Annotated in this window: 17 protein-coding genes and 1 tRNA gene; 4 read left to right on the forward strand and 14 right to left on the reverse strand. The window is 64.6% G+C overall.

Annotation, left to right across the window (positions count from 1 at the left end; genetic code table 11):
* Window position 1 precedes the first annotated feature (1 nt).
* The 3 genes from M6E97_RS10075 to M6E97_RS10085 all read right to left on the reverse strand — a co-directional run bounded on the left by M6E97_RS10075 (window position 2) and on the right by M6E97_RS10085 (window position 3384).
* A complete protein-coding gene (locus M6E97_RS10075; protein ID WP_003130276.1) occupies window positions 2-613 on the reverse strand; it encodes a TIGR04282 family arsenosugar biosynthesis glycosyltransferase in 612 nt (203 codons plus the stop codon).
* 41 nt (window positions 614-654) lie between these two features.
* Window positions 655-1959 carry an MFS transporter gene (locus M6E97_RS10080; RefSeq protein ID WP_033939275.1) on the reverse strand — a complete coding sequence of 435 codons (1305 nt, stop codon included), beginning with the start codon at window positions 1957-1959 and terminating at the stop codon, window positions 655-657.
* A gap of 183 nt (window positions 1960-2142) precedes the next feature.
* Complete coding sequence (locus M6E97_RS10085; RefSeq protein WP_003119633.1) at window positions 2143-3384, reverse strand: glutamine synthetase family protein; 1242 nt, start codon at window positions 3382-3384, stop codon at window positions 2143-2145.
* A 325-nt stretch (window positions 3385-3709) separates the two neighbouring features.
* Between M6E97_RS10085 and dsdA the strand changes: the two genes are divergently transcribed.
* Both dsdA and M6E97_RS10095 read left to right on the forward strand, forming a co-directional pair.
* Window positions 3710-5056, forward strand: coding sequence for a D-serine ammonia-lyase (dsdA, locus tag M6E97_RS10090; RefSeq protein WP_023108607.1), 1347 nt, complete (start codon window positions 3710-3712; stop codon window positions 5054-5056).
* 56 nt (window positions 5057-5112) lie between these two features.
* Entirely contained in the window at window positions 5113-5991 is an 879-nt protein-coding gene (locus M6E97_RS10095) for a DMT family transporter (protein ID WP_024914839.1), read from the forward strand.
* Between the two features lie 4 nt (window positions 5992-5995).
* On the opposite strand, the gene M6E97_RS10100 is transcribed toward M6E97_RS10095, so the two are convergent.
* Both M6E97_RS10100 and M6E97_RS10105 read right to left on the reverse strand, forming a co-directional pair.
* Window positions 5996-7006 carry a DUF2955 domain-containing protein gene (locus M6E97_RS10100; protein WP_003119630.1) on the reverse strand — a complete coding sequence of 337 codons (1011 nt, stop codon included), beginning with the start codon at window positions 7004-7006 and terminating at the stop codon, window positions 5996-5998.
* A gap of 22 nt (window positions 7007-7028) precedes the next feature.
* On the reverse strand, window positions 7029-8087 hold the full coding sequence (locus tag M6E97_RS10105) for an HlyD family secretion protein (RefSeq protein WP_003091742.1): 1059 nt from the start codon (window positions 8085-8087) through the stop codon (window positions 7029-7031).
* Between the two features lie 465 nt (window positions 8088-8552).
* Between M6E97_RS10105 and M6E97_RS10110 the strand changes: the two genes are divergently transcribed.
* Window positions 8553-8900, forward strand: coding sequence for a fucose-binding lectin II (locus tag M6E97_RS10110; RefSeq protein WP_003091745.1), 348 nt, complete (start codon window positions 8553-8555; stop codon window positions 8898-8900).
* 46 nt (window positions 8901-8946) lie between these two features.
* Here the strand turns inward: M6E97_RS10110 and M6E97_RS10115 are convergent, their stop codons facing one another.
* The 5 genes from M6E97_RS10115 to M6E97_RS10135 form a co-directional block, all read right to left on the reverse strand.
* Complete coding sequence (locus M6E97_RS10115; RefSeq protein ID WP_003091746.1) at window positions 8947-9621, reverse strand: DUF3313 domain-containing protein; 675 nt, start codon at window positions 9619-9621, stop codon at window positions 8947-8949.
* Window positions 9622-10141: 520 nt separating this feature from the next.
* Window positions 10142-10732: a transcriptional antitermination factor AmiR gene (amiR, locus tag M6E97_RS10120; RefSeq protein ID WP_003091749.1), complete on the reverse strand. Its 591-nt coding sequence runs from the start codon at window positions 10730-10732 to the stop codon at window positions 10142-10144.
* Window positions 10729-11886, reverse strand: a complete 1158-nt coding sequence (gene amiC, locus M6E97_RS10125; protein WP_003091751.1) for an aliphatic amidase expression-regulating protein AmiC — start codon at window positions 11884-11886, stop codon at window positions 10729-10731. Before amiC ends, amiR begins: the two co-directional genes overlap by 4 nt.
* Window positions 11887-11911: 25 nt before the next feature.
* Complete coding sequence (locus tag M6E97_RS10130) at window positions 11912-13027, reverse strand: AAA family ATPase (RefSeq protein ID WP_003091753.1); 1116 nt, start codon at window positions 13025-13027, stop codon at window positions 11912-11914.
* 83 nt (window positions 13028-13110) lie between these two features.
* Window positions 13111-14151: an aliphatic amidase gene (locus M6E97_RS10135; RefSeq protein WP_033939272.1), complete on the reverse strand. Its 1041-nt coding sequence runs from the start codon at window positions 14149-14151 to the stop codon at window positions 13111-13113.
* 266 nt (window positions 14152-14417) lie between these two features.
* On the opposite strand from M6E97_RS10135, the gene M6E97_RS10140 reads away from it, so the two are divergent.
* Window positions 14418-14756, forward strand: coding sequence for a hypothetical protein (locus M6E97_RS10140; RefSeq protein ID WP_003109297.1), 339 nt, complete (start codon window positions 14418-14420; stop codon window positions 14754-14756).
* A 496-nt stretch (window positions 14757-15252) separates the two neighbouring features.
* Here M6E97_RS10140 and M6E97_RS10145 read toward each other — a convergent pair.
* From M6E97_RS10145 to M6E97_RS10160, 4 genes are all read right to left on the reverse strand, one after another.
* Window positions 15253-15327, reverse strand: a tRNA-Arg gene (locus M6E97_RS10145).
* Window positions 15328-15489: 162 nt separating this feature from the next.
* A complete protein-coding gene (locus M6E97_RS10150; RefSeq protein WP_071534271.1) occupies window positions 15490-15729 on the reverse strand; it encodes a hypothetical protein in 240 nt (79 codons plus the stop codon).
* Between the two features lie 8 nt (window positions 15730-15737).
* Complete coding sequence (locus tag M6E97_RS10155; RefSeq protein WP_267262541.1) at window positions 15738-18479, reverse strand: RHS repeat domain-containing protein; 2742 nt, start codon at window positions 18477-18479, stop codon at window positions 15738-15740.
* A gap of 14 nt (window positions 18480-18493) precedes the next feature.
* Window positions 18494-20149: a DUF6531 domain-containing protein gene (locus tag M6E97_RS10160; RefSeq protein WP_219724810.1), complete on the reverse strand. Its 1656-nt coding sequence runs from the start codon at window positions 20147-20149 to the stop codon at window positions 18494-18496.
* Between the last annotated feature and the right edge of the window lie 44 nt (window positions 20150-20193).

The following is a 20193-nucleotide window of genomic DNA, read 5'->3' on the forward strand; positions in this document are numbered from 1 at the left end:
CTCACAGGACCACTCCCAGCGCCGCCAGGCGCGGCAGGTCCTCGGGACGGTCGACGTCCCAGAGCGCCGGCAACAGGTGATGCTCCCAGCCCAGTTGCCGGAGACGCTCGCAGGTCAGCGCCAGCAGGCGGTCTCCGCCCCAGGGCATCGACTCGAACAACAGCGGGTCGACCCGGGTCAGGCCGAGCAGCGCGTAGCCGCCCCGCTCCACCGGCCCCAGCACCGCCTGGTGGCGGCCCAGGGCGGTGCAGGCCGCTTCCAGGTAGTCGCCGTCCAGCACCGGGCAGTCGTGGCGAATCAGCAGTACCGCCTCGCTTTCCGCCAACCCCAGCGCCGCGATACGCCGCATGCGCTCGCCGGGATCGCCGGCCGGCTGGCTCATCAGGCTCCAGCCCAATGCCATAGCCAGCGTCTGCAGATCGCTGTCCAGATCGTCGTCGAACCAGAGGATGCGGGCACTGAAACCGCGATCGGGCAGGCGCAGGGCGCGTTCCAGCAATACTCGCTGCAAGCGTCCCGCGCTCTCCTCGCCGATGGCCTGGGCGATCTTCGGCCGCCGCTGCCCTGGCGGCAGGTTGCGCACCATCAGGTGAAGGGAAAGCGTCGGACTCATCGCAACCTCTCCTGCCTATCGGCTCCCGCGGCGAGCGGAATTCAGTTCTGCATCGCGCCGTCGGCCTGCGGCGCGTCGGGCTCGCCATCGACCATCTGTTCCTGCACCGCCTGTTCGTCTACCCGCGGATCGAGCGCCGCGACCAGCGGGGAGCTGGTCATGTTGTCCGGAGTCGGCACGTGGTGCAGCGGCGCGTCGTCGACCCGGTGCAGGCCGCTGACCTTCTCCGGATGGACCCGCCAGACCAGGATCAGCGCGCAGGCGCTGACGAACGCATATAGCATGTTAGCGCCAAACAGCCGCATCAGCGCGCCGGCCGCCAGCGGCCCGATGCAGGCGCCGACGCCGAAGGTCACCAGCAGCATGGCGGTTAGCGAAACCCGTCGCTCGGTCTCCACGTGGTCGTTGGAAAAGGCCACTGCCAGCGGATAGAGGGTGAACTGCAACATGCTCGCGGCGATTCCCAGGGCCAGCAGCAACGCCAGTGGCATCTGTTGCAACAATGCCAGCGGCAAGGCGAACAGGCACAGCAGGATGGCGCAGGCGCGGATCAGCCAGGCGCGGTCGCGACGGTCGGACAGCCAGCCGAGCGGCCACTGCACCAGCAGCCCGGCGAAGATGCAGGCGCCCATGTACAGGCCGACGTCCTCGTTGGGCAACCCCAACTGGTTGGCGTACAGCGGCGCCAGGCCATAGAAGGAGCCGACCACCAGCCCCGAGACCAATACGGTGGTCAGCGACTGCGGCACCCGGCGGATGAAGAAGCGTGGTTCGAGCGGCGCCGGGCGCAGCGCCGCGGGGTGGATCTTGTGGGTCAGGGCCAGCGGCACCAGGCACAGGGCGAAACAGAAGGCCACCAGCATCAGCAATTCCGGCCCCAGTTGCGGATGCGCCACCAGGATCATCTGGCCGAGCACCAGGCCCAGGTAGGAAGCCGCCATGTAGCCGCCGAACACCGCGCCGCGCTGGCTGGCATCGGCCTGCTCGTTGAGCCAGCTCTCGATCACCATGTACTGGCACATCAGGCCCAGGCCCATCACCATGCGCAAGGCGATCCACGCCGGCAGCCAGGGCAGCAGGCCATGGCCGAGGACCGCGGCGGTGACCACCCCGGCGCAGGCGACGTAGGCGCGGATGTGGCCGACCCGGGCGATCAGCCGGTGACCGACCTTGCCGCCCAGCACCAGGCCGAAGTAGTTGGCTGCCATCAGCGCGCCGACCCACAGGCCGTCGACCTTGTCCGCCGCCAGGCGCAGCGCCAGGTAGGTGCTGAGCAGGCCGGAGCCGGTGAGCATCAGCAGGGTAGCGAAATAGAGAGCGCGAAAAGAGAAGAAAATCCGCCGCATCGGACCTCCGGTCCCGTACAAGGGAGCCGGCGCCGCTCGCGGACTGCCCGGCTCGCACAGCGTTGGAGTCCCGGGGAGGCCCCGGGACAGGACGCGGGATGCCGAAGCCGGCACCCGACACCACGACCCTGCCGCCGCGAGGCGGCAGGGGGTGACACAGGGCTAGGAAAGTACCACGGTGGATCAGGCCTGGGCTGCCAGGACACGACGCTCCCAGGGGCTGATCTCGTCGAAGAAGCTGGTCAGTTCCATGCTCTTGGTCGCCACGTAGCCTTCGACGAACTCGCTGCCGAACAGTTCGCGCGCCAGCGCGCTGCCTTTCAGACGCCGCAGGGCATCGTACATGGTGCAGGGCAGGGTCAGTTCCTCCGGTACCTCGAACTCGCCCTGGATCGCCGGGCTCGGCTCCAGTTCGTGCTCCAGGCCGTAGAGACCGGCGGCCAGGCTGGCGGCGATGGCCAGGTAAGGGTTGGCGTCGGCGCCCGGCAGGCGATTCTCGACGCGCCGCGCGGAGGCTCCGCTGGCCGGGATGCGCAGGCCGGCGGCGCGGTTGTCGTGGGACCAGCAGGCGTTGTTCGGCGATGCGTAGGGATGGCAGAGGCGCTGGAAGGAGTTCACGTGCGGCGCGAAGAAGGGCGTGAAGTCCGCCAGGCAGGCCTGCTGGCCGCCGATGAAGTGGCGGAACGCGGCGGAAGGCTCGCCATCGGCTTCGCTGAAGATGTTTCGCCCGCCGTCCAGTTCGACGATGCTCTGGTGGATGTGCATCGAGCTGCCCGGCGTCTTCGCCAGCGGCTTGGCCATGCACACCACGATCAGGCCGTGCTTGAGCGCGACCTCCTTGAGCAGGTGCTTGAACAGGAAGGTCTGGTCGGCCAGCAGGACCGGGTCGCCATGCAGGAAGTTGATCTCGAACTGGCTGGTGCCCATCTCGTGCATGAAGGTGTCGCGCACCAGGCCCAGCGCATCCATGCAGCGGTAGACGTCCTCGAAGAACGGCCGCAGGCCGTTGTTGGAAGACACGCTGAAGGCCGAATAGCCCAGCTCGCGCCGGCCATCCGGCCCCAGCGGGGCCTGGAACGGCTCGTTGGGATCGGTGTTCGGGGCGAAGACGAAGAATTCCAGTTCGGTGGCCACCACCGGTTGCCAGCCGTGGGCGGCGTAGCGCGCCACCACCTGCTTGAGCAGGCCGCGGGTGGACAACCCGGACGGCGTGCCATCCAGTTCCTGCGCGTCGCAGATGGCGAAGGCGCGCGGAGTGTTGCTCCAGGGCAGGCGATGGACCTGGGTCGGCTCGGCGACCAGCGCCAGGTCGCCATCGTCGCTGCCATAGAAGCGCGCCGGCGGGTAGCCGCCCATGATGCATTGCAGCAGCACGCCACGGGCGAGCTGCAGGCGCCGGCCGCTGAGGAAGCCCTCGCCGGTCATCACCTTGCCGCGCGGCACCCCGTTGAGGTCGGGGGTGACGCATTCGATTTCTTCAACTCCAGCCAGCCGTTCGGCGAGTGAGCCTTGGCCTTCGATAGTCATGACTTCTTATCCTTGTTGGTATCGCGGATGCCGCACCGGGCGGCGGCCGCGTACAAAATACGCATCGCTTGTTCAAGATATCAAGCATGCGGCACATTCTCGCGTGTGCAAAGCCTTTCGCCGCAGAGGCGTTCTGCCTTGCCTGCCGGGTACGAGGAAAAACGCCGGCCAGGCGTATATCCTCTGTGCCTTCGCCGCCCTACCCGCCACAGGAGTACTGCCGTTGATTCTCGGAACACCCAAGGCCGACTGGCTCGCCGAATTCCCGCGCCTGGCCGACCTGATCGCCCTGCGCCCGAGCGAGTGGTTCAACCCGGCCATCGCGCCGAGCGCCGAAGCCCTGGCCGACGTCGGCCTCGGCGCCGCCGACGTGGCCGACGCCAGCGCCCGCCTGCAGCGCTTCGCCCCGCTGATCGCCCGGCTGTTTCCGGAAACCGCCGCCAGCGGCGGCATCATCGAGTCCGACCTGGTCGAGGTCGCCGCCTTCCACGATGCCCTGCGCCAGCATTACGCCGCCGAACTGCCCGGCCGGCTCTGGCTGAAACGCGATAGCCACCTGCCGATCTCCGGCTCGATCAAGGCCCGCGGCGGCATCTATGAAGTGCTCGCCCATGCCGAGCGCCTGGCCCTGGAGCACGGCCTGATCGGCCTCGACGACGACTACTCGCGGCTGGCCGAGGCGGATTGCCGGGCATTCTTCGCCCGCCATCGGATAGCGGTGGGCTCCACCGGCAACCTGGGCCTTTCCATCGGCATCATCGGCGCCGCGCTGGGCTTCCAGGCCAGCGTGCACATGTCCGCCGACGCCCGCCAGTGGAAGAAGGACAAGCTGCGCGCCCACGGCGTGACGGTGGTGGAGTACGCCTCCGACTACAGTGTCGCGGTGGAACAGGGCCGCCGCGAAGCGGCCGGCGATCCCTACACCCACTTCGTCGACGACGAAAACTCCCGCGACCTGTTCCTCGGCTATGCCGTCGCCGCCGAGCGACTGCGCGGCCAGCTGGACGCCGCCGGCATCCGCGTCGACAGCGAGCACCCGCTGTTCGTCCACCTGCCCTGCGGGGTCGGCGGCGGTCCCGGCGGGGTGGCCTTCGGCCTCAAGCTGGCGTTCGGCGACGCGGTGCACTGCCTGTTCGCCGAGCCGACCCATTCGCCCTGCATGTTCCTCGGCGTCTATACCGGCCGCCACGAGCAGGTTTCGGTGCAGGACTTCGGCATCGACAACCGCACCGCCGCCGATGGCCTGGCGGTGGGGCGTCCGTCGGGCTTCGTCGGCCGCGCCATGCAGCGCCTGCTCGACGGCTACTACACGGTGGACGACGACGAACTGTTCCGCCTGCTCGCCTTGCTCGAGCGCAGCCAGGGCATCCGCCTGGAACCCTCGGCCCTGGCCGGCGCGCCGGGCATCGCCCGGGTTACCCGTGAGCCGCAGGGCTATCGCGAACGCATGGGGCTGACCTCGGCGCGCCTGGCCAATGCCACCCACCTGGTCTGGGCCACCGGCGGCGGCATGGTGCCCGAGACGGAAATGCGCGCCTACCTAGAGCGAGGCCGCTCGCTGCTGGACTGACACCGACACGCGCGGGGCGCCACGACCGTCCCGCCACCTCCCGACGAGGACCTTGCATGCGCACACCCGCCTGGCTCGGCAGCGGCATGCCGCTGCTCTTCGTGCTGCTCTGGAGCACTGGATTCCTCGGCGCCAAGTTCGGCCTGCCGTACGCCGAGCCCTTCACCTTCCTGGCCATCCGCCTGCTCCTCGCGGCCGCCCTGCTGGCCGCCTTCGCCCTGCTCAGCGGTGCGCCCTGGCCGGGCTCGGCACGGCTGGCCGGGCATGTCGCGGTCGCAGGCCTGCTGGTCCATGGCCTGTACCTGGGCGGGGTGTTCCTCGCCATCGAGCACGGCATGTCGGCCGGCCTGACCTCCCTGTTGGTCGGCCTGCAACCGCTGGCTACCGCGGCCCTGGCCGGCATCTGGCTCGGCGAGCGGGTCAGCCGCCGGCAATGGCTGGGCCTGGCGCTCGGCCTGGCTGGCGTAGCCCTGGTGGTACTCGGCCGCATCCACGGTGGCGCCGACGGCCTGGCCTGGGCCGCGGTGCTGGTGGCACTGGCGGCGATCACCTGCGGCACGCTGTACCAGAAGCGCTTCTGCGGCGGCATGGACCTGCGTACCGGCGGCGTCGTCCAGTACCTGGCCAGCGGCGCCCTGCTCGGCCTCGCCGCCCTGCTTTTCGAAAGCCGCGAGGTGCAGTGGAGCACGCCGTTCGTGCTGACCCTCGGCTGGCTGGTGCTGGGACTCTCGTTCGGCGCCGTCGGCCTGCTCTACACGCTGATCCGGCACGGCGCCGCATCGAAGGTGGCGAGCCTGTTCTACCTGGTGCCGCCAGTGACCGCGCTGGCCTCCTGGCTGCTGTTCGACGAGCGCCTGGCGCCGGCGGCGATCGGCGGCATGCTGCTGGTGATGCTCGGCGTCGCGCTGGTCAACTGGCCGGGCCGGCGCGCCTGAGGCCTCAGTGGCTGTAGTGCCGAGTGGCGGCGAAGCGGTTGAGGAACAGGTGGATCACCAGCACCGTCATCAGCGTGATCAGCACCGCGAAGCACACCGAGGTAAATCGGTAGAGCACGCTGTACATCATGTCGTGGGTTGGCGTCAGGTACTGGCCGAGGACGATCGCCAGGGTGGTCAGCGCGCCGAAACCGATCCCCGGTACGCCGTTCTCCAGCATGTGGATGCGCGCGCAGAACATCGCCGAGATCCACAGCAACAGGGCGACGAAGGGCAGGATGTCGTAGTGATCGTAGAGCAGCACCTGCAAGCCCACCGCCAGCGCACAGCCGAGCAGCGTACCGAGGGCGCGGATGCGCCCGGCGAAGTGCACGCCCTTCCAGTGCATGGGGAACAACACCAGGATCGAGGCGATCTGCGCCGACAGCGAGTCCTTCAGGTCGAAGGTCTGGAAGACCACGAAGGACAGGGTCGCCACCGTGGCCCCGAGCAGCGTCTCGTGGCGCCGGCTGGGGGCGTCCTTGGCCGGCGCCTGGCGCGGCGGCCGCGGTTCGACGTCGGGGAACAGGTAGAACATCAGCACGGCGATGGCCACCGTCAGCCAGGTGGCGACCATGTTGCTGGCGAGCATGTCGAACAGATCGACGTCCGGATAGCTGGCAAAGTGCAGCAGCATCGAGAGGAACACCGAACTCAGTGCGCCGAAGAAGAACAGCGGGCCGCGCGCCATCAGGGCGAAGCGGTAGACGAAGAGGCCGAAGACGATAGGCGTCATCAGCAGCGGCCGGTCGCCGAACAACCCGTACAGCACCAGTACCTCGACGCTGATCACCACCGAGTTGGCGAGGAACTGGCGGACGATGTGCAGGTTGATCACCGGCGTCAGGCCGAGCAGCAGCATCGGGTAGACGCCGAAGAACGAGCCGTAGTCCCAGTTCATCAGCTTGCAGACGAAGAACCCCAGGGTGCCGCCGCCGGCGATGCGCAGGCACTGACGCAGGTCGTTGGCGGACATCGCGAGCTTGGCCGGCATGGCGTCAGTAGACGTAGTGCAGCAGGCTGATGGCGACGATCTGCGCGCGACCGAGCAGGTGGCTCAGGCCGTCGCCGGGATACAGCTGCACGGTGGCCTTGGCACCGGTGGGCAGCAAGCCTTCGGGAAGTTCGTCGAGCACCACGTGCAGGCGCTGGCGCTGAGCGTCGCGGACCCAGCGGTCGGAGGTGACCGGCGCGGCGAGGTCGCCGTTGGCGTCCAGCTGGCCCTCCTTGACCCCGGCGTCGATGGCCGCCACCCGCGCGCCGAACACTTCGCCGGGACGCGCGTCGAACACCACCGCCGCACGGTCGCCAGGGCGCACGTAGCGCAGCGATTTCTCGCGGAAGTCGGCGACGATGTCGATGCGGTCGTCCACCAGCGCCGCCACCGGCGTACCGGCCGGAACGTAGGTGCCCGGGGTCAGTTGCAGGTTGCTCAGGGTCCCGGCGCGGTCGGCCCGGACGCTGCTGTATTGCAGTTGCAGACGGGCCTGGGCCAGGGCGTTACGCGCCTGGCGCAGGCGCAGGTTGTCCTCGCCGGCCGTGCCGCGTCGCGCGGTCAGCTCGCCGATCCGCGCCTGGGCCGCGGCGACCCGAGCACGGGCGGCCTGGGCCTGGGCGCTGACCTGCTCGTGCATCTGCTGCGACACATGGTGGCGCTGCACCAGTTGGGCGGTGCGGCGCGCCTCGCTGTCCAGCTCGCCGGCGCTGCTGCGCGCGGCCAGGAGGTCGGCCTTGGCCGAGGCGATGGCGGCATCCAGCTCGCGGTTGGTGCGCTCGGCTTCCTCCAGTGCCAGTTCGGCCTGGCGCACGGCCAGTTGGAACGGCTCGGGATCGAGGCGGAACAACACTTCGCCGGGCTGCACGTGGCCGTTGTTGGACACCAGCACCTCGGCGACCTGACCGCTGACACGCGGCGCGACGCGCACCACCGGCCGGGTCAACTGGGCCTGCGGGGTGAGCGGCATCCACAGGTCGGCGACCAGGAAGTAGACGAACAGCAACACGAATACCGCGATAGCGACTTGAACCCAACGGGCAAATCGTTGATCGGGAGTCATAGGGTACGAGCCTCGAATCCAGCGGGAATGCAGTCGCCGCAGCGGGGCCTGAATGCGGGGGTTGGCGCGGCCGGGATGGAACCGGCGACCCGGACGACGGCCAGTGGGTAGCCGTCGCCGCTGCGGCGACCAGGTGACGCAGTATATTTCGAGACAATCGCCCCTGGCCTGCCGGCATCGGCAATAGATCATTACAGACAGCGTAACAATCGAACGAGCGGGCCGGCAGGCGGCTGCCATAGACCGGCACCGGGCCATGCATCGCCAGTGCCAGGACCCCCTGTAGCCCTCCTACGAACTCTAGCAGTGGTCGCGCCCGGTCGACGGCGTAGATTGGCTGAACGATGCGTCCTTCCTGCCTGCGCATCGCCTGCCGCCAAGGACTGCGGATCTCTCCCGACACGCCATACCGCGCGCCAGACGGCTGCCTGAAAAGGCAGGCCAGGTATTCAGTGGAGATACATCATGGCAACACAAGGAGTGTTCACCCTTCCCGCCAACACCCAGTTCGGCGTCACCGCCTTCGCCAACTCGGCCGGAACCCAGACGGTGAACGTGCAGGTCAACAACGAAACCGTCGCGACCTTCACCGGGCAAAGCACCAACAACGGCATCATCGGCAGCAAGGTGCTCAACTCGGGCGGCGGCGGCAAGGTGCAGATCCTGGTCAGCGTCAATGGCCGCTCTTCGGATCTGGTTTCGGCGCAGGTGATCCTGGCCAATGAGCTGAACTTCGCCCTGGTCGGCTCTGAAGACAGCACCGACAACGACTACAACGACGCCGTCGTGGTGATCAACTGGCCGCTCGGCTAGCGTCGGAAAAGGCGGCGGGGACGCTTAGCCAGTTCCCCGCCGACCGTCATCGACGAGAACCGAGAGTCTTCTCGTACGACATGCGCATGTCGGCCGCCCAACCGTCCAGCACCGCCTTGACATCGTCTCCCGTGATCGGCTGATCGGAATCGTCCAGCGCCTTGCCGGTGCCCTGGCGCACCATCTTCGCCAATACCTTGTTGTCCCCACCGTCGAGCAGCATGGCCTCGGTGGCGATCTGGGTATCCTGGTCGCGAATCCCGACCGCCGTGCTCATCCCAGCAGCGATCAGCGCGATGGGGATGACCTCGTAGGGCCGTAGACCCTGGGTATGGCTGGAAACTGCGGTGATCGCCGGTTTCAGCACCAGGATACCCGGGCCGGGGGCGCTGGCCAGCGGCAGGCTCTTGCCCAGCTCACGGCGCAATGCCTGATCGTAGTAGGTCGTGATGTCCGCAAGCGTCTTCGCGGAAACCTTGTCGTTCGGTTTCGGGACCGGATAGAACCTGCTGGGCTCGATGTAGATCCGCTGGTAGCGCCGCACGTCCGCCTGCGGGTCTACCCAGCGCAGGAGCGGCGCTCCGGAAGGCGCGGTGGCAGGCGCCAGCGTCGAATAGTCACCGATGAAGCCCGAGTAGTTTTCCGGCTTGACCTGACCATTGGAACAACCCACCAGCGCCGCCAGCAGCGCGCAGGAAACGGCAACTCGAAGTCGTTTCATTAAGAGCCTCGAACAGGGAAAGGAATGTCGCCGAACAATGGAAAACGCTCAGTCGAGAGCGAGTCGCTCAGAATATAGGCAGAAGTTGCAAAAACGGAAATCGCTTGCCGACGCTATATTCGGAATTGCTCCGCAACTCTCGAAGAGCGAATACCTTTTCATTTCAGAACTGTTATGAATGCGCAGGAAAACCCAGCTCCGGAATATTGAGAAGCCCTAACCGCGGGAGCCGCAGCTCATCTGCGCCTCTTCGCACAGCGACGGCCCGCAGGCGCGCCGCCCCCCGTCTGTCCAGGGCAAGCCTGCGCTTTCCCGCCCGAACGCTACCGAACTTCCGGGCATATTAAAGTCGCACTGGACAGCGGCTTCGAATTCTACCCGAGCGCCTGCGGAAGACGATCCACTCCCAAACAGAATCGAAGAACTTGGAGAGAATCGCCGCAACCCAAGGAAGATGCTTCGACGAACGTTCCGACATCGGCATGCCCCAGCCTGTTGCCAGAAAACAGGCCGGTATCGCTCAGGCGGACGGCTCGTCTCCCAGCAACTCCCGGGCGATCTTCAGGATCGGCTCGCGTCGCTTCATCGCCTCCCGTGACAGGTACTGGTGCGCCTCGCGCTCGTCCCAGCCATGGCGCTGCATCAGCAACGCCTTGGCCTGGTTGATCCGGGCCTGGCCGGCAATGCGTTCCTGGAGCTGCTCGGTCTTCTGCTTCAGCTTCGCCATTTCCTCGCTGATGCGCCGCGCCGATACCAGCACAGGCAGCACCCGGTGGGCGTCGAGCGGCTGGGTGATCACGCCGTGGCACTCCAGTTCGATGATCTGCGAGAGCACCGCGGGGCTTTCGTACTCCACCAGCGCCACCAGGGTAGTGCGCGGAGTCCCGGCGGCGAGCAGCGCAGCGATCTCGTCGTGGTGGCGATTCTGGAAAATGCTGGTGAAGACCACGTCCACCGGCACGTCGAAAGCTTCCGGCGGCGGCCAGCACTGGCGCACCGAACAACCGATGCGGATCAGTTGCAAGACCAGGGCGTCGCTGACCTCTCCCGGCGGGTTGAGTACCAGCACCTGCAACTCGCGCAGGCTGCCGAGCAGCGAGTTGGCGCTCATGGGAGCGCTCCCCCGCCCATGCTGGCGGACCAGTCGTCGAGGTTATGCACGACGACATAAGGATCGGGGCGAATCGGTTCGGGCGACTGCCAGCGGACCTGGAACACGCCGCGCGCATCGATTTCCGCGATGCGCGAAGACAGGCGGCTGTGGTTGTTCTGGCGCTCCACCCGGACCGGCCCCTGCGGCGCGTCGATGCAAATGTCGTACAGGTGCCGCTGCACGTCTTCCACTCGCCAACTGCCTGCGGCCTGCGCGGCGCGGCCAAGCAGCAAGGTCTGCCAGTAGGCCGCCTCGGCCCAGGCGGTGATGGTCGCGTTTTCCGGGAAGAAGCCATGGCAGGCCTGGACGAAGGCGCGGCTGGCGGCCGTATCGATGCTGGAGAAGTACGGCGCGACCACCACCTGCCCCTCCGCCACGTCGCTCTCCATCTTCGCCACCTCCGCCTCGCTGGTGGTCAGGCTGGCGATCGGCGGCCGCCTGCCATCGCCGTAGCGACGGGCGATGGCGCGATACAGCTCGGCGGTGCCGGTGCCCACCACGGTGGAGAAGACCACGTCGGCGCGCGCCTGGTAGATGCGCTCGACGGCGCGCTGCACGTCGTCGTCGGAGGGATACAGCGGAATGTAGATTTCCTCGAGCACCGTGCCGCCGTGCTGGCGGTACAGGTGGCGCATCACATGGTTGCTTTCCCGCGGATAGATGTAGTCCGAGCCGATGAACACCACCCGCTCGCCGTAGTGACGGATCAGGTACGCCGCCAGCGGCGCACTGTTCTGGTTCGGCGCCGGACCGCCGTAGACGATGTTCGGCGAATACTCGAAGCCCTCGTAGGGGGTCGGGTAGCAGAGCAGCGCGTCGGCGCGCTCGACCACCGGCATCACCGCCTTGCGCGTATGCGACATGTAGCAGCCCACGAGGAACCGTACCCCCCGGTTGCGAATGAAGTCCTCGGCGCACAGCCGATAGCGGTCCGGATCGCCGCCGGGGTCCTGGGACAGCGTTTCGATCGGGCGACCGCCGACGCCGCCCTCGCGGTTCAGTTGCTCGACCGCGAGCAATGCGCCATAGCGCTGCGAGCGCTCGATATCGGCGGTGACGCCGGTTTCGGAGAACAGCAGGCCGATCAGCGGCCGCTCCTGGTGCGATCCCATCCGTTTCCTCTCCTGTGACTGTCGCTCAGCGCCGCACGAAGCGAACCCGCTCGTGCTCCAGGCTCGCCAGGTAGGTCGTGCAGTTCCCGTCGCCCGGCTGGTGGTGGTCGAGCAGATGCTCGGCCAGCGGTACCTCGAGATGATGACGGACGCTGCGGCGCAACGCACGGGCGCCGAACTGCCGGTCGAAGCCGGCGCGGGCGATCTTCGCCAGCACCTCCGGGGTCGCCTCCAGGCGGCAGCGATGCTTCTCCAGGCGCCGGTTGAGCCGCTGCACCTCCAACTCGACCAGGCGCGCGACGACGTTGCGTTCGATCCAGTTGAAGGTGACCACGCTATCGAGACGATTGACGAACTCCGGCGAGAAGGTCTTCAGCAGCCGGGCCCGGACCATCCCGTCGATGTCCCGCCGCCGGCGTTCGCCGCCGACCGGCAGCAGGCGCCAGGGCAGGCGTTGGCGACGCTCGTCGTAGCGCTGGATCTCATGGGCGCAGAGATTGCTGGTCATGAACACCAGGGTGTTGCGGAAATGGTAGGTGCGTTCGCCGGAAGCGACCCGCAGCAGGCCGTTGTCGAGCACGTTGAGCAGCGCATGGACCACTTCCGGGCTGGCCTTCTCCAGTTCGTCGAAGAGAACGATGCCGGGGCGCCCGGGACTGCCGTCCAGCTTGTCCTGCTCCAACAGGGTGGTGCCCTCCTTCGCCCCGACGTAGCCCGGCGGCGCACCGGTGAGGGCGGCGGCATAGTGCTCCTGGGACAGGGTGTTCATGTCCACCCGGCAGAACCCCTCGGCGTCGCCGTGCAGGGCCCTGGCCAGGGCGCGCACGATCTCGGTCTTGCCGACCCCAGTGGGGCCGAGGAACAGCGCGCTGAACAGCGGACGGCGCGGGTCGGCGATGTCCGCGCGAACCACCTTGAGCATGTCCTCGACGGCCTGTAGCGCCGGTTCCTGGCCGAGCACCTCGGCGCGCAGGCAGTCCATCACCGCCGCCGGGTCGAAACGGAAGCGGCTGTGCAGGGCGCTGCGGTGGCTCAGGTGGGCCTGGAGCAGACTCGCCTCGGCGAGATTCTCCCGCGCCAGGGCCTGTTCCTCGTCCTGCTGCCGGCGGGACTGGTCGAGCATGTCGCTCAGAAAAGGCATGGATGAAACTCCTTCTGCCACAGGGGGGAAATGGCGGAGACGGCGTGCCGCGCGACGGCACGCCGGGCTGGCGGCGTCTGCCGTCAGGCCTCCTTCTCCAGTCCCTCGTAGGGCAGCCGGCCGACCGGGCATTGCGCCACGCCGGTAGTCGAGCGGGTCAGACGCTCGACATTCTCGCGCGCCTTCTCGGCGTCGGTGACCCAGGTGCGGTAGAACTCGAAGGGACATTCCGCCAGGCCCCGGTCGCCATCGCCGGACGCCTGCAAGCCGCTGTAGCCGCGGTGGAGGATCTTGAACAGGTGGTTCTGCGACTGATCGTTGGCGCGCGCATCGCGGATCTGCGAAAGCGACAGCTGGGCGTACTGGATACCCATTTCCTCCTCGCCGCACTCACCGAGGGTACGACCGTCGAAGCCGATGATCGCCGAGTGGCCGAAGTAGGAATACACGCCGTCGAAGCCGGCGGCGTTGGCCACCGCCACATAGCAGTTGTTGGCCCAGGCCATGGCCTTGGCCATCATCACCTGCTGGTCCTTGGCCGGATACATGTAGCCCTGGCAGCGCACGATCAGCTCGGCGCCCTTCATCGCGCAGTCGCGCCAGATTTCCGGGTAGTTGCCGTCGTCGCAGATGATCAGGCTGATCTTCATGCCCTTCGGCCCTTCGCTGACGTAGGTCTGGCCACCGGGATACCAGCCCTCGATGGGGCACCAGGGAATGATCTTGCGGTACTTCTGGAGGATCTCGCCGTGGTTGTCGATCAGCACCAGGGTGTTGTACGGCGCCTTGCGCGGATGCTCCTCGTGCCGTTCGCCGGTGAGGGAGAATACGCCCCATACGTTGGCCTTGCGGCAGGCGCGGGAGAATATCTCGGTTTCCTCGCCGGGGATCGCCACCGCGGTTTCCATCATCTCCGCCGGATCGTACATGATGCCCTGCAGGCTGTACTCGGGGAACACCACCAGGTCCATGCCGGGTAGGCCCTGCTTCATGCCGACGATCATGTCGGCGATCTTCCGGGCGTTGTCCAGGACCTCCGCCGCGGTGTGCAGGCGCGGCATCTTGTAGTTGACCACCGCTACTCCGACGGTGTCGTTGCTGCTGGAAATATCGCCGTGACGCATGGATATCACCTCTTGTTGTTATTTTTTCGGGACGAAAAAAGGCCCTCCCGGGTAACCCCGGGAGAGCCCATTTGCTCTGTACGTATGCGTTAGGTTCGGTCCCGCGACATCGACGCTGATGCGCATGACCTGATGGCGCCACTTATAAGCCCCGTTGAAAAGACCTGTCAAGGCTCGGGTAAGACCATGTAATCGGCGCGCTCGCGAAAGCGCACGGCGCGCGCCTGAGATAGCATGCAGCCATCATTCGCACGGAAGCTTCGCCAATGAAATTCGGACTCTTCGCCTCGATCGCCCTCTTCCTCCTGTCGGTCTGCGCACTTCCGGCGCTGGCCGCCAATAGCCCCTGCTCGGGAAAGAAAGGCGGTATCGCCGGTTGCGACGGCGATATCTTCCTCTGCAACGACGGCTCCATCAGCGCCTCGAAGCGCAGTTGCGCGGCCTACTTCGGCAACGCCGGCGGACGTACCGGACAACCCGCCGTACAGCGTCTGCAAGGCACGACGCAGGGCTGTGCCTGTGGCAGCGGCTCGTTCTGCACGGGCCCGCGCGGAGGGGTGTACTGCCTAACGCCGGGCGGCAAGAAAAGCTATCGGAGAAAGTGACGGCAAGCGGACTGTCGAAGCGGCGAGGGAAGCTGGAGCAGAGCATGAAATGGCGTCCCAAAAGGCGCACCTTGGGACGCATAGGCGTACTGACGCTCAATCAGGTACAAAAGAAGACGCTCGGGGCCTGCAAGCATGTAGAGCCCCTAATAGTGACTCAGGGGCAAAGGACCATAAAGGGGACAGATTTATTTTCTCTACTCTAATTTTTCTAGCATGGAGACTCCAGCGCAGATGCCGTAAAGGAACTTCGCGATGCCTAGGCAAAGGCGCATGGTTTAGCGAGTTATTTGCTTTGAGTAGTTCAGCGTGGGCACAGTCGCTGAAATTAGAGTAGTAAAAATAAATCTGTCCCCTTTTCTCGGAAAAGACCTGTCAAGGCTCGGGTAAGGCCATGTAATCGGCGCGCGACGCCGGGCGGTAAGAAAAGCTATCGGAGAAAGTGACGGCAAGCGGACTGTCGAAGCGGCGAGGGAAGCTGGAGCAGAGCATGAAATGGCGTCCCGGAGAGGGGGCGAACCTCCAACCTTCCCCTTAGGAGGGGGATGCTCTATCCAATTGAGCTACGGACCATAAAGGGGACCGGGCCGGCGCCACAGCTCCCCCAGTTCGATATCGAGGTTTGACTTAACTAAGCCTGCCAGCATGCTTGCAAGCTCGCCGTAATTAGCATCAAAGACACCATCTGGAATGCGACAAGGTTTAAGTTGGTCTTAAAGATGGTTGGAGACCTTCAATTTACTTGGCTTTTTCTGCTTATTAGTTTTATCTCGTCTTCTATTTTTGGGTAGTGGAGTAGTGTTGAGTCTCTTGTGAGCATCAATAGTCCTGATTTTAAGTATTCCCAATCACTTTTGGGGTATTCTTCTGAGTAGAGATTCTCATCAATGATTCCGACAATTATAGCTGTATCTCCGTCGCCAAGATCAATTTTGTCTCCCAGCTCTACTTTTTTTCCATTTGAATATCTCATGAGTAACCTCAGTTTATAAACGGCTCTACTGGAACTGCGTTTTTCGGAAGCTGCTCAGGTTTTAATACGTAGTTTTTCTTCTGCCAGAAGCATCGGCAATTGTTGGGGTTCTGATTGGCAACAAACATGTTGTGATGAGATCCATAAACCCCGTGTTGCATTTCGTCGTCTGGAATAATGTCTAATGGTCTATAGCCCAAGGTTCCAACAGGAATGATCCTGCCGCTAATTGTCTTGCACGGCGGGCAGTCTTTTGGGCAGTTTTGCTCTTTTGTATCGCTGTCAGCTTGTGGCGTAGCTCCGGAAATACTAGCCACCAGCAATGCTCCCCCTAACAGTCTTCCCGCAGGTAATCGAATATTTTCGGGTATCCAATCGTATGCTGATTTAGGAATATCAATCTCTATTGCTGCTAGACCTAAAGGATCAATACGGTTGAGGGGGGCTCCCTGTACATATCCGTATGTGTTCACTCCCCCACTTAGTCCAATCGGATCACTCTCCACATACCGCCCAGTCTCCGGATCATAGTCGCGGAAGTAGTTGTAGTGCAGCCCGCTTTCCGCATCGTAGTACTGCCCGGGGAAGCGCAGGTTGACCTGGGTGCTGCCCTGGCTCAGCGCTTCGCCGCGGCCGAAGGCGTCGGACTGCCACTGCCAGGCGATCTGGCCGCTGGCGTCGGTGGCCAGGCGCGGGGTGTCGAGGTGGTCGCCATGGAGGTAGAGCAGGGTCGGGTTGCCGACCTTGCCCTGGGCGTCGTAGTCGGCGTCGATGGTGGCCAGCGGCAGGCTGTCCAGCCACAGGTAGTACTGGGCTCGCAGTTTCCGGCCGCTGCCGTCGTGTTCGGCTTCGCCGAGCAACTGGCCGTCGGGACCGTAGAGGTAGGTGGTGACGCTCTCGGGGGTGAGCTTGACGATGCGCTGGCCGAGGGCGTTGTAGCGGTATTCGGCGACCTGCTGGCCGTCGCGGCTGACGCTTTGCAGGCGGCCCTGGGCGTCGTAGGCCAGTTTGCGCGCGGCGCGGTCCTGGGTGAGGTTGCCGGCGGCGTCGCTGGTCACCGCTTGCGCGCCGATGGCGGTCAATCGGTTGCTGTCGGGCGCGTACTGGTAGTCCTGGCTGCTGGCGGTGCCGCCTGAGGCGGGGTTGTCGCTGCGTTGGGTGCGGTTGCCGACCGCGTCGTAGGCATAGCTGCGCCCGCCCTGGACGCCGCGTTCCTCGGTCAGGCGGTCCAGCGGGTCGTACTGGTAGTCCAGGGTGCCCCAGAGGCTGTGGCGGTGCTGCTGGATATTGCCATTGGCATCGTGCTGGTAGTCGCTCTGCCAGGGGCCGACCTTCTGCCGCAGCAGTTGGTAGTCCTGGTCGTACTCGCGGCTGAGAGTGATGCCGTTGCCCCAGGTCAGGCGCAGCAGCGGGCCGAAGGGCAGGTAGGCGATCTGCCCGACCAGGGTGCTCGGCGCCTTGTCGCCTACTGCCAGGGTCACGCTGGCGACCTGGCCGCCGGCGTTGCGCGGGTAGCCGATGGCGAGGCCGGAGGGGTAGCCGATCTCCAGCAGTTGGTTGGCCGCGTCGTAGCGGTAGGTCACGCGGTCGAGCAGGGTCTGCTGGTCGAGGCGGATGCTGCGTACCTGCTCGACCAGGTTGCCGCGCTCGTCGTAGCGGTACACCAGGCTGTCGCGGGCACCTTCGATGGCGCCCAGGCGGCCGATGCCCTGGTTGCCGTCGGCGGTGAGGTCGTAGCGGTACTGTACGTCGAGGCTCGGGTCGCTCGGCGAGCGGCGCTCGACCAGCCGATTGAGGGCGTCGTAGCGATACTCGGTGACCGCACCGCGAGCGTCGGTGCGGCGGATGACGTTGCCGGCGGCGTCGTGCTCGAAGGTGGTGGTGCCGCTGTCCGGGCTGACCAGTCGGGTCAGGTTGCCGAGGCCGTCGTATTCGTAGCGGGTGGTGACGTCGCGCGGGTCCTTGACCTCGGTGAGGTTGTCCTGGGCGTCGTAGGCGAGTCGGGTCTTGCCGCCGAGGGGATCGCTCTGGCCGACCAGCCGGTCGAGGGCATCGAAGGCCTGGCTGTGGGCGAACTGGCGCGGGTTGGTTTCGCCGACCGGATTGTCGTTGAGGTCGTAGGCGAAGCTGCGTGTCTGGCCGCCGGCGCCGACCGCACGGAGCAGCCGGCCAAGCTCGTCGTAGGCCCATTGCTGCTGGCGCACCAGGCTGCCGCTGGCGTCCTTGATGCGCTGGGCGGTGCGATTGCCCTTGGTGTCGACGTCGTATTCGAGGCGTTCGCCGAGGTTGTTGCCGATCGCCACCAGGCGCCGTGCGTCGTCGTATTCGTAGCTCAGCCAACTGCCGTCGCCACGGGTGACGCGGGTGATCTGGCCGACCGCGTCATAGTCGAAGCGGGTGGTGCTGCCGGCGGTGCTGACGGAGGCCAGCCAGCCGTCGACGCCGGTGTAGGCGAGGCTGCTGGTGACGCCGTTGGCATCGGTGATGCTGCCGGGCTTGCCGCGCTCGTCATAGTCGCCGAGGCGGGTGACCTGGCCGAGGGCGTTGGTCACCTGGGTCAGGTTGCCGCGACTGTCGTAGGCATAGAGGGTGACGTCCTGCACATCGGTGCGCGGACCGTCGGCGCGCTCGATCAGGCCGAGGGCGTTGTAGCTGTAGCTCCAGGCGCGCTCGGCCGCCTGGGCGGGCAGGGCGAGGGCGCAAGCCAGGGCGAGGGCGCCGAGACGAGGGAAGTATGGGGGGATGCGCATGGGTGTCGTCCTTGTCAGCGGGTGGTGACGGTCTCGCCGGTCTTGCGTCCCTCGGCGTCGTACTGGTAGCGGGTGATCCGGCCGGGCTCGCTGACCTGCACCGGGAGGAACAGGGTCGGGTGCCAGTCGGTTGTGATGGTGCGCGCCTGCGCAGTGCCGGCGGCCTCGGTGCGCGAGGTCTCCAGGCCACGGGCGTTGTACTGGTAGGTGGTCAGGTTGCCGTTGTTGTCGCGTTTGCTGGCCAGTTGACCGCGGCTGGTATAGGTGAAGGATGAGTTGCTACTGGGGCAGTCGACCGAAGGCTCGCCAATTATCGCGATGATACGTTGGAGACCCTGTAGGTTTTGGAATCGATAACGGGTCACTTTGCCCAGTTCGTTGGTAACGGTAGTCGAACCATCATTGTTGTAGACGATTTGAATCTTCTCCATGCCGCCGGCATGTTCGCTCGAAATAGCTCTGCCTTGATCGTCGTAGGACCAAGTCGCGAATCGTATGCCGCGTTCATCGGTGAGGCCGGTTAGTAGTCGAGGATTGTGCTCGTCCTCGTAATGATAGAGACGTGTTTTGCTCACGCCATTCAAGGTGACTTGGGACTTGATCAACTGCCCACTCGTACTGTAGTCGTAACGCCCTTCAACAGAGCTTGATCGGAAACCAAGTGGCTGGTTGTTCTCGTCTTGAGTGAGTTCAAGAGAATTTCCGAAGTTGTCTGTCACGAAGACCTTGTTCTGACTATAGGAGATGCTGCGCTGTACTCCCGACTGTAGGTTCTGTCGTATCAGAGCACCCCTGTCGTTGAAAATGAACTGGTCGTTGTTTTTCGCGGAATATATCCAGCGATTGTCTAGCTTGATCAGGCTGCCCAGTTCGGTTGCTTCTGCCGTAATAGTTCCGTTGTTCAGGCTGAAAGTATTTAGCCTGCCGGTCTCTCTGGTGAGATAGATGGTACTCCTCGGTAGGTCAATGTCCAAACGCATGGAGAAGTTGTGCCGCCAGTAGCCATCAAGACTGTTGTAATTTCGGCTGAGGATCAGGGCGTTCCCTCTACCGCCCCGCAGATCTATTTCTTCCTGATATTTATTGCCAATAGCGAAATTTATAGGGTTTCCTCCGTACGGCGATGGGCAAGATATATCAGAAGGACCTTTGTTCTTGGCGGGCTGTGTTTTGATAACGCAAGTTTTCCTGATCTGCTTGGGAGCGATAGTCTCAGATCTAGGCCAATAATCTTCGGGGCATGTCCATACTGTTTGAGTGCCCAGGGAGCCTGCTGGGGCTGGTGGGTTAATAGTTACGATGCCGGCAGCATTTATGCTTTGACTAATGGAGTGTCTTATTAGTGAGTGGCTATTGTATTCTCCATTGGTTTTTCCGAATATCTCACTGCCTTCTGCATGGGTGATGATGAACTTGGTACAGCTATATACTGCTTTGCTTGTGCATTGCTTGAATATTTTTTCTTGTTTTTCGTTTATCTTTAGTATTACTTCTGTTAATGTTTCTTCGATGATGGTAAGGAAGGTGTCGTTGGCGAATTTATATTTCTTTTTTGGTTCAAGAATTGCGCCGGGAGATGCGTATGTCATTGTCGAAAAAGCGGCAGCTATGCACAAGACAAGGCTTGAGTAGGTGCGAGGTGGCTCTGAGTCTAGAGGAGGTTTCGTCATGTCAATTTCTTTTGGAGTAAGCTTGTTTTAGTTTAAGGTCACTG

It is taken from the genome of Pseudomonas sp. B111 (assembly GCF_026428275.1).
GTDB classification, from domain to species: Bacteria; Pseudomonadota; Gammaproteobacteria; order Pseudomonadales; family Pseudomonadaceae; genus Pseudomonas; species Pseudomonas aeruginosa.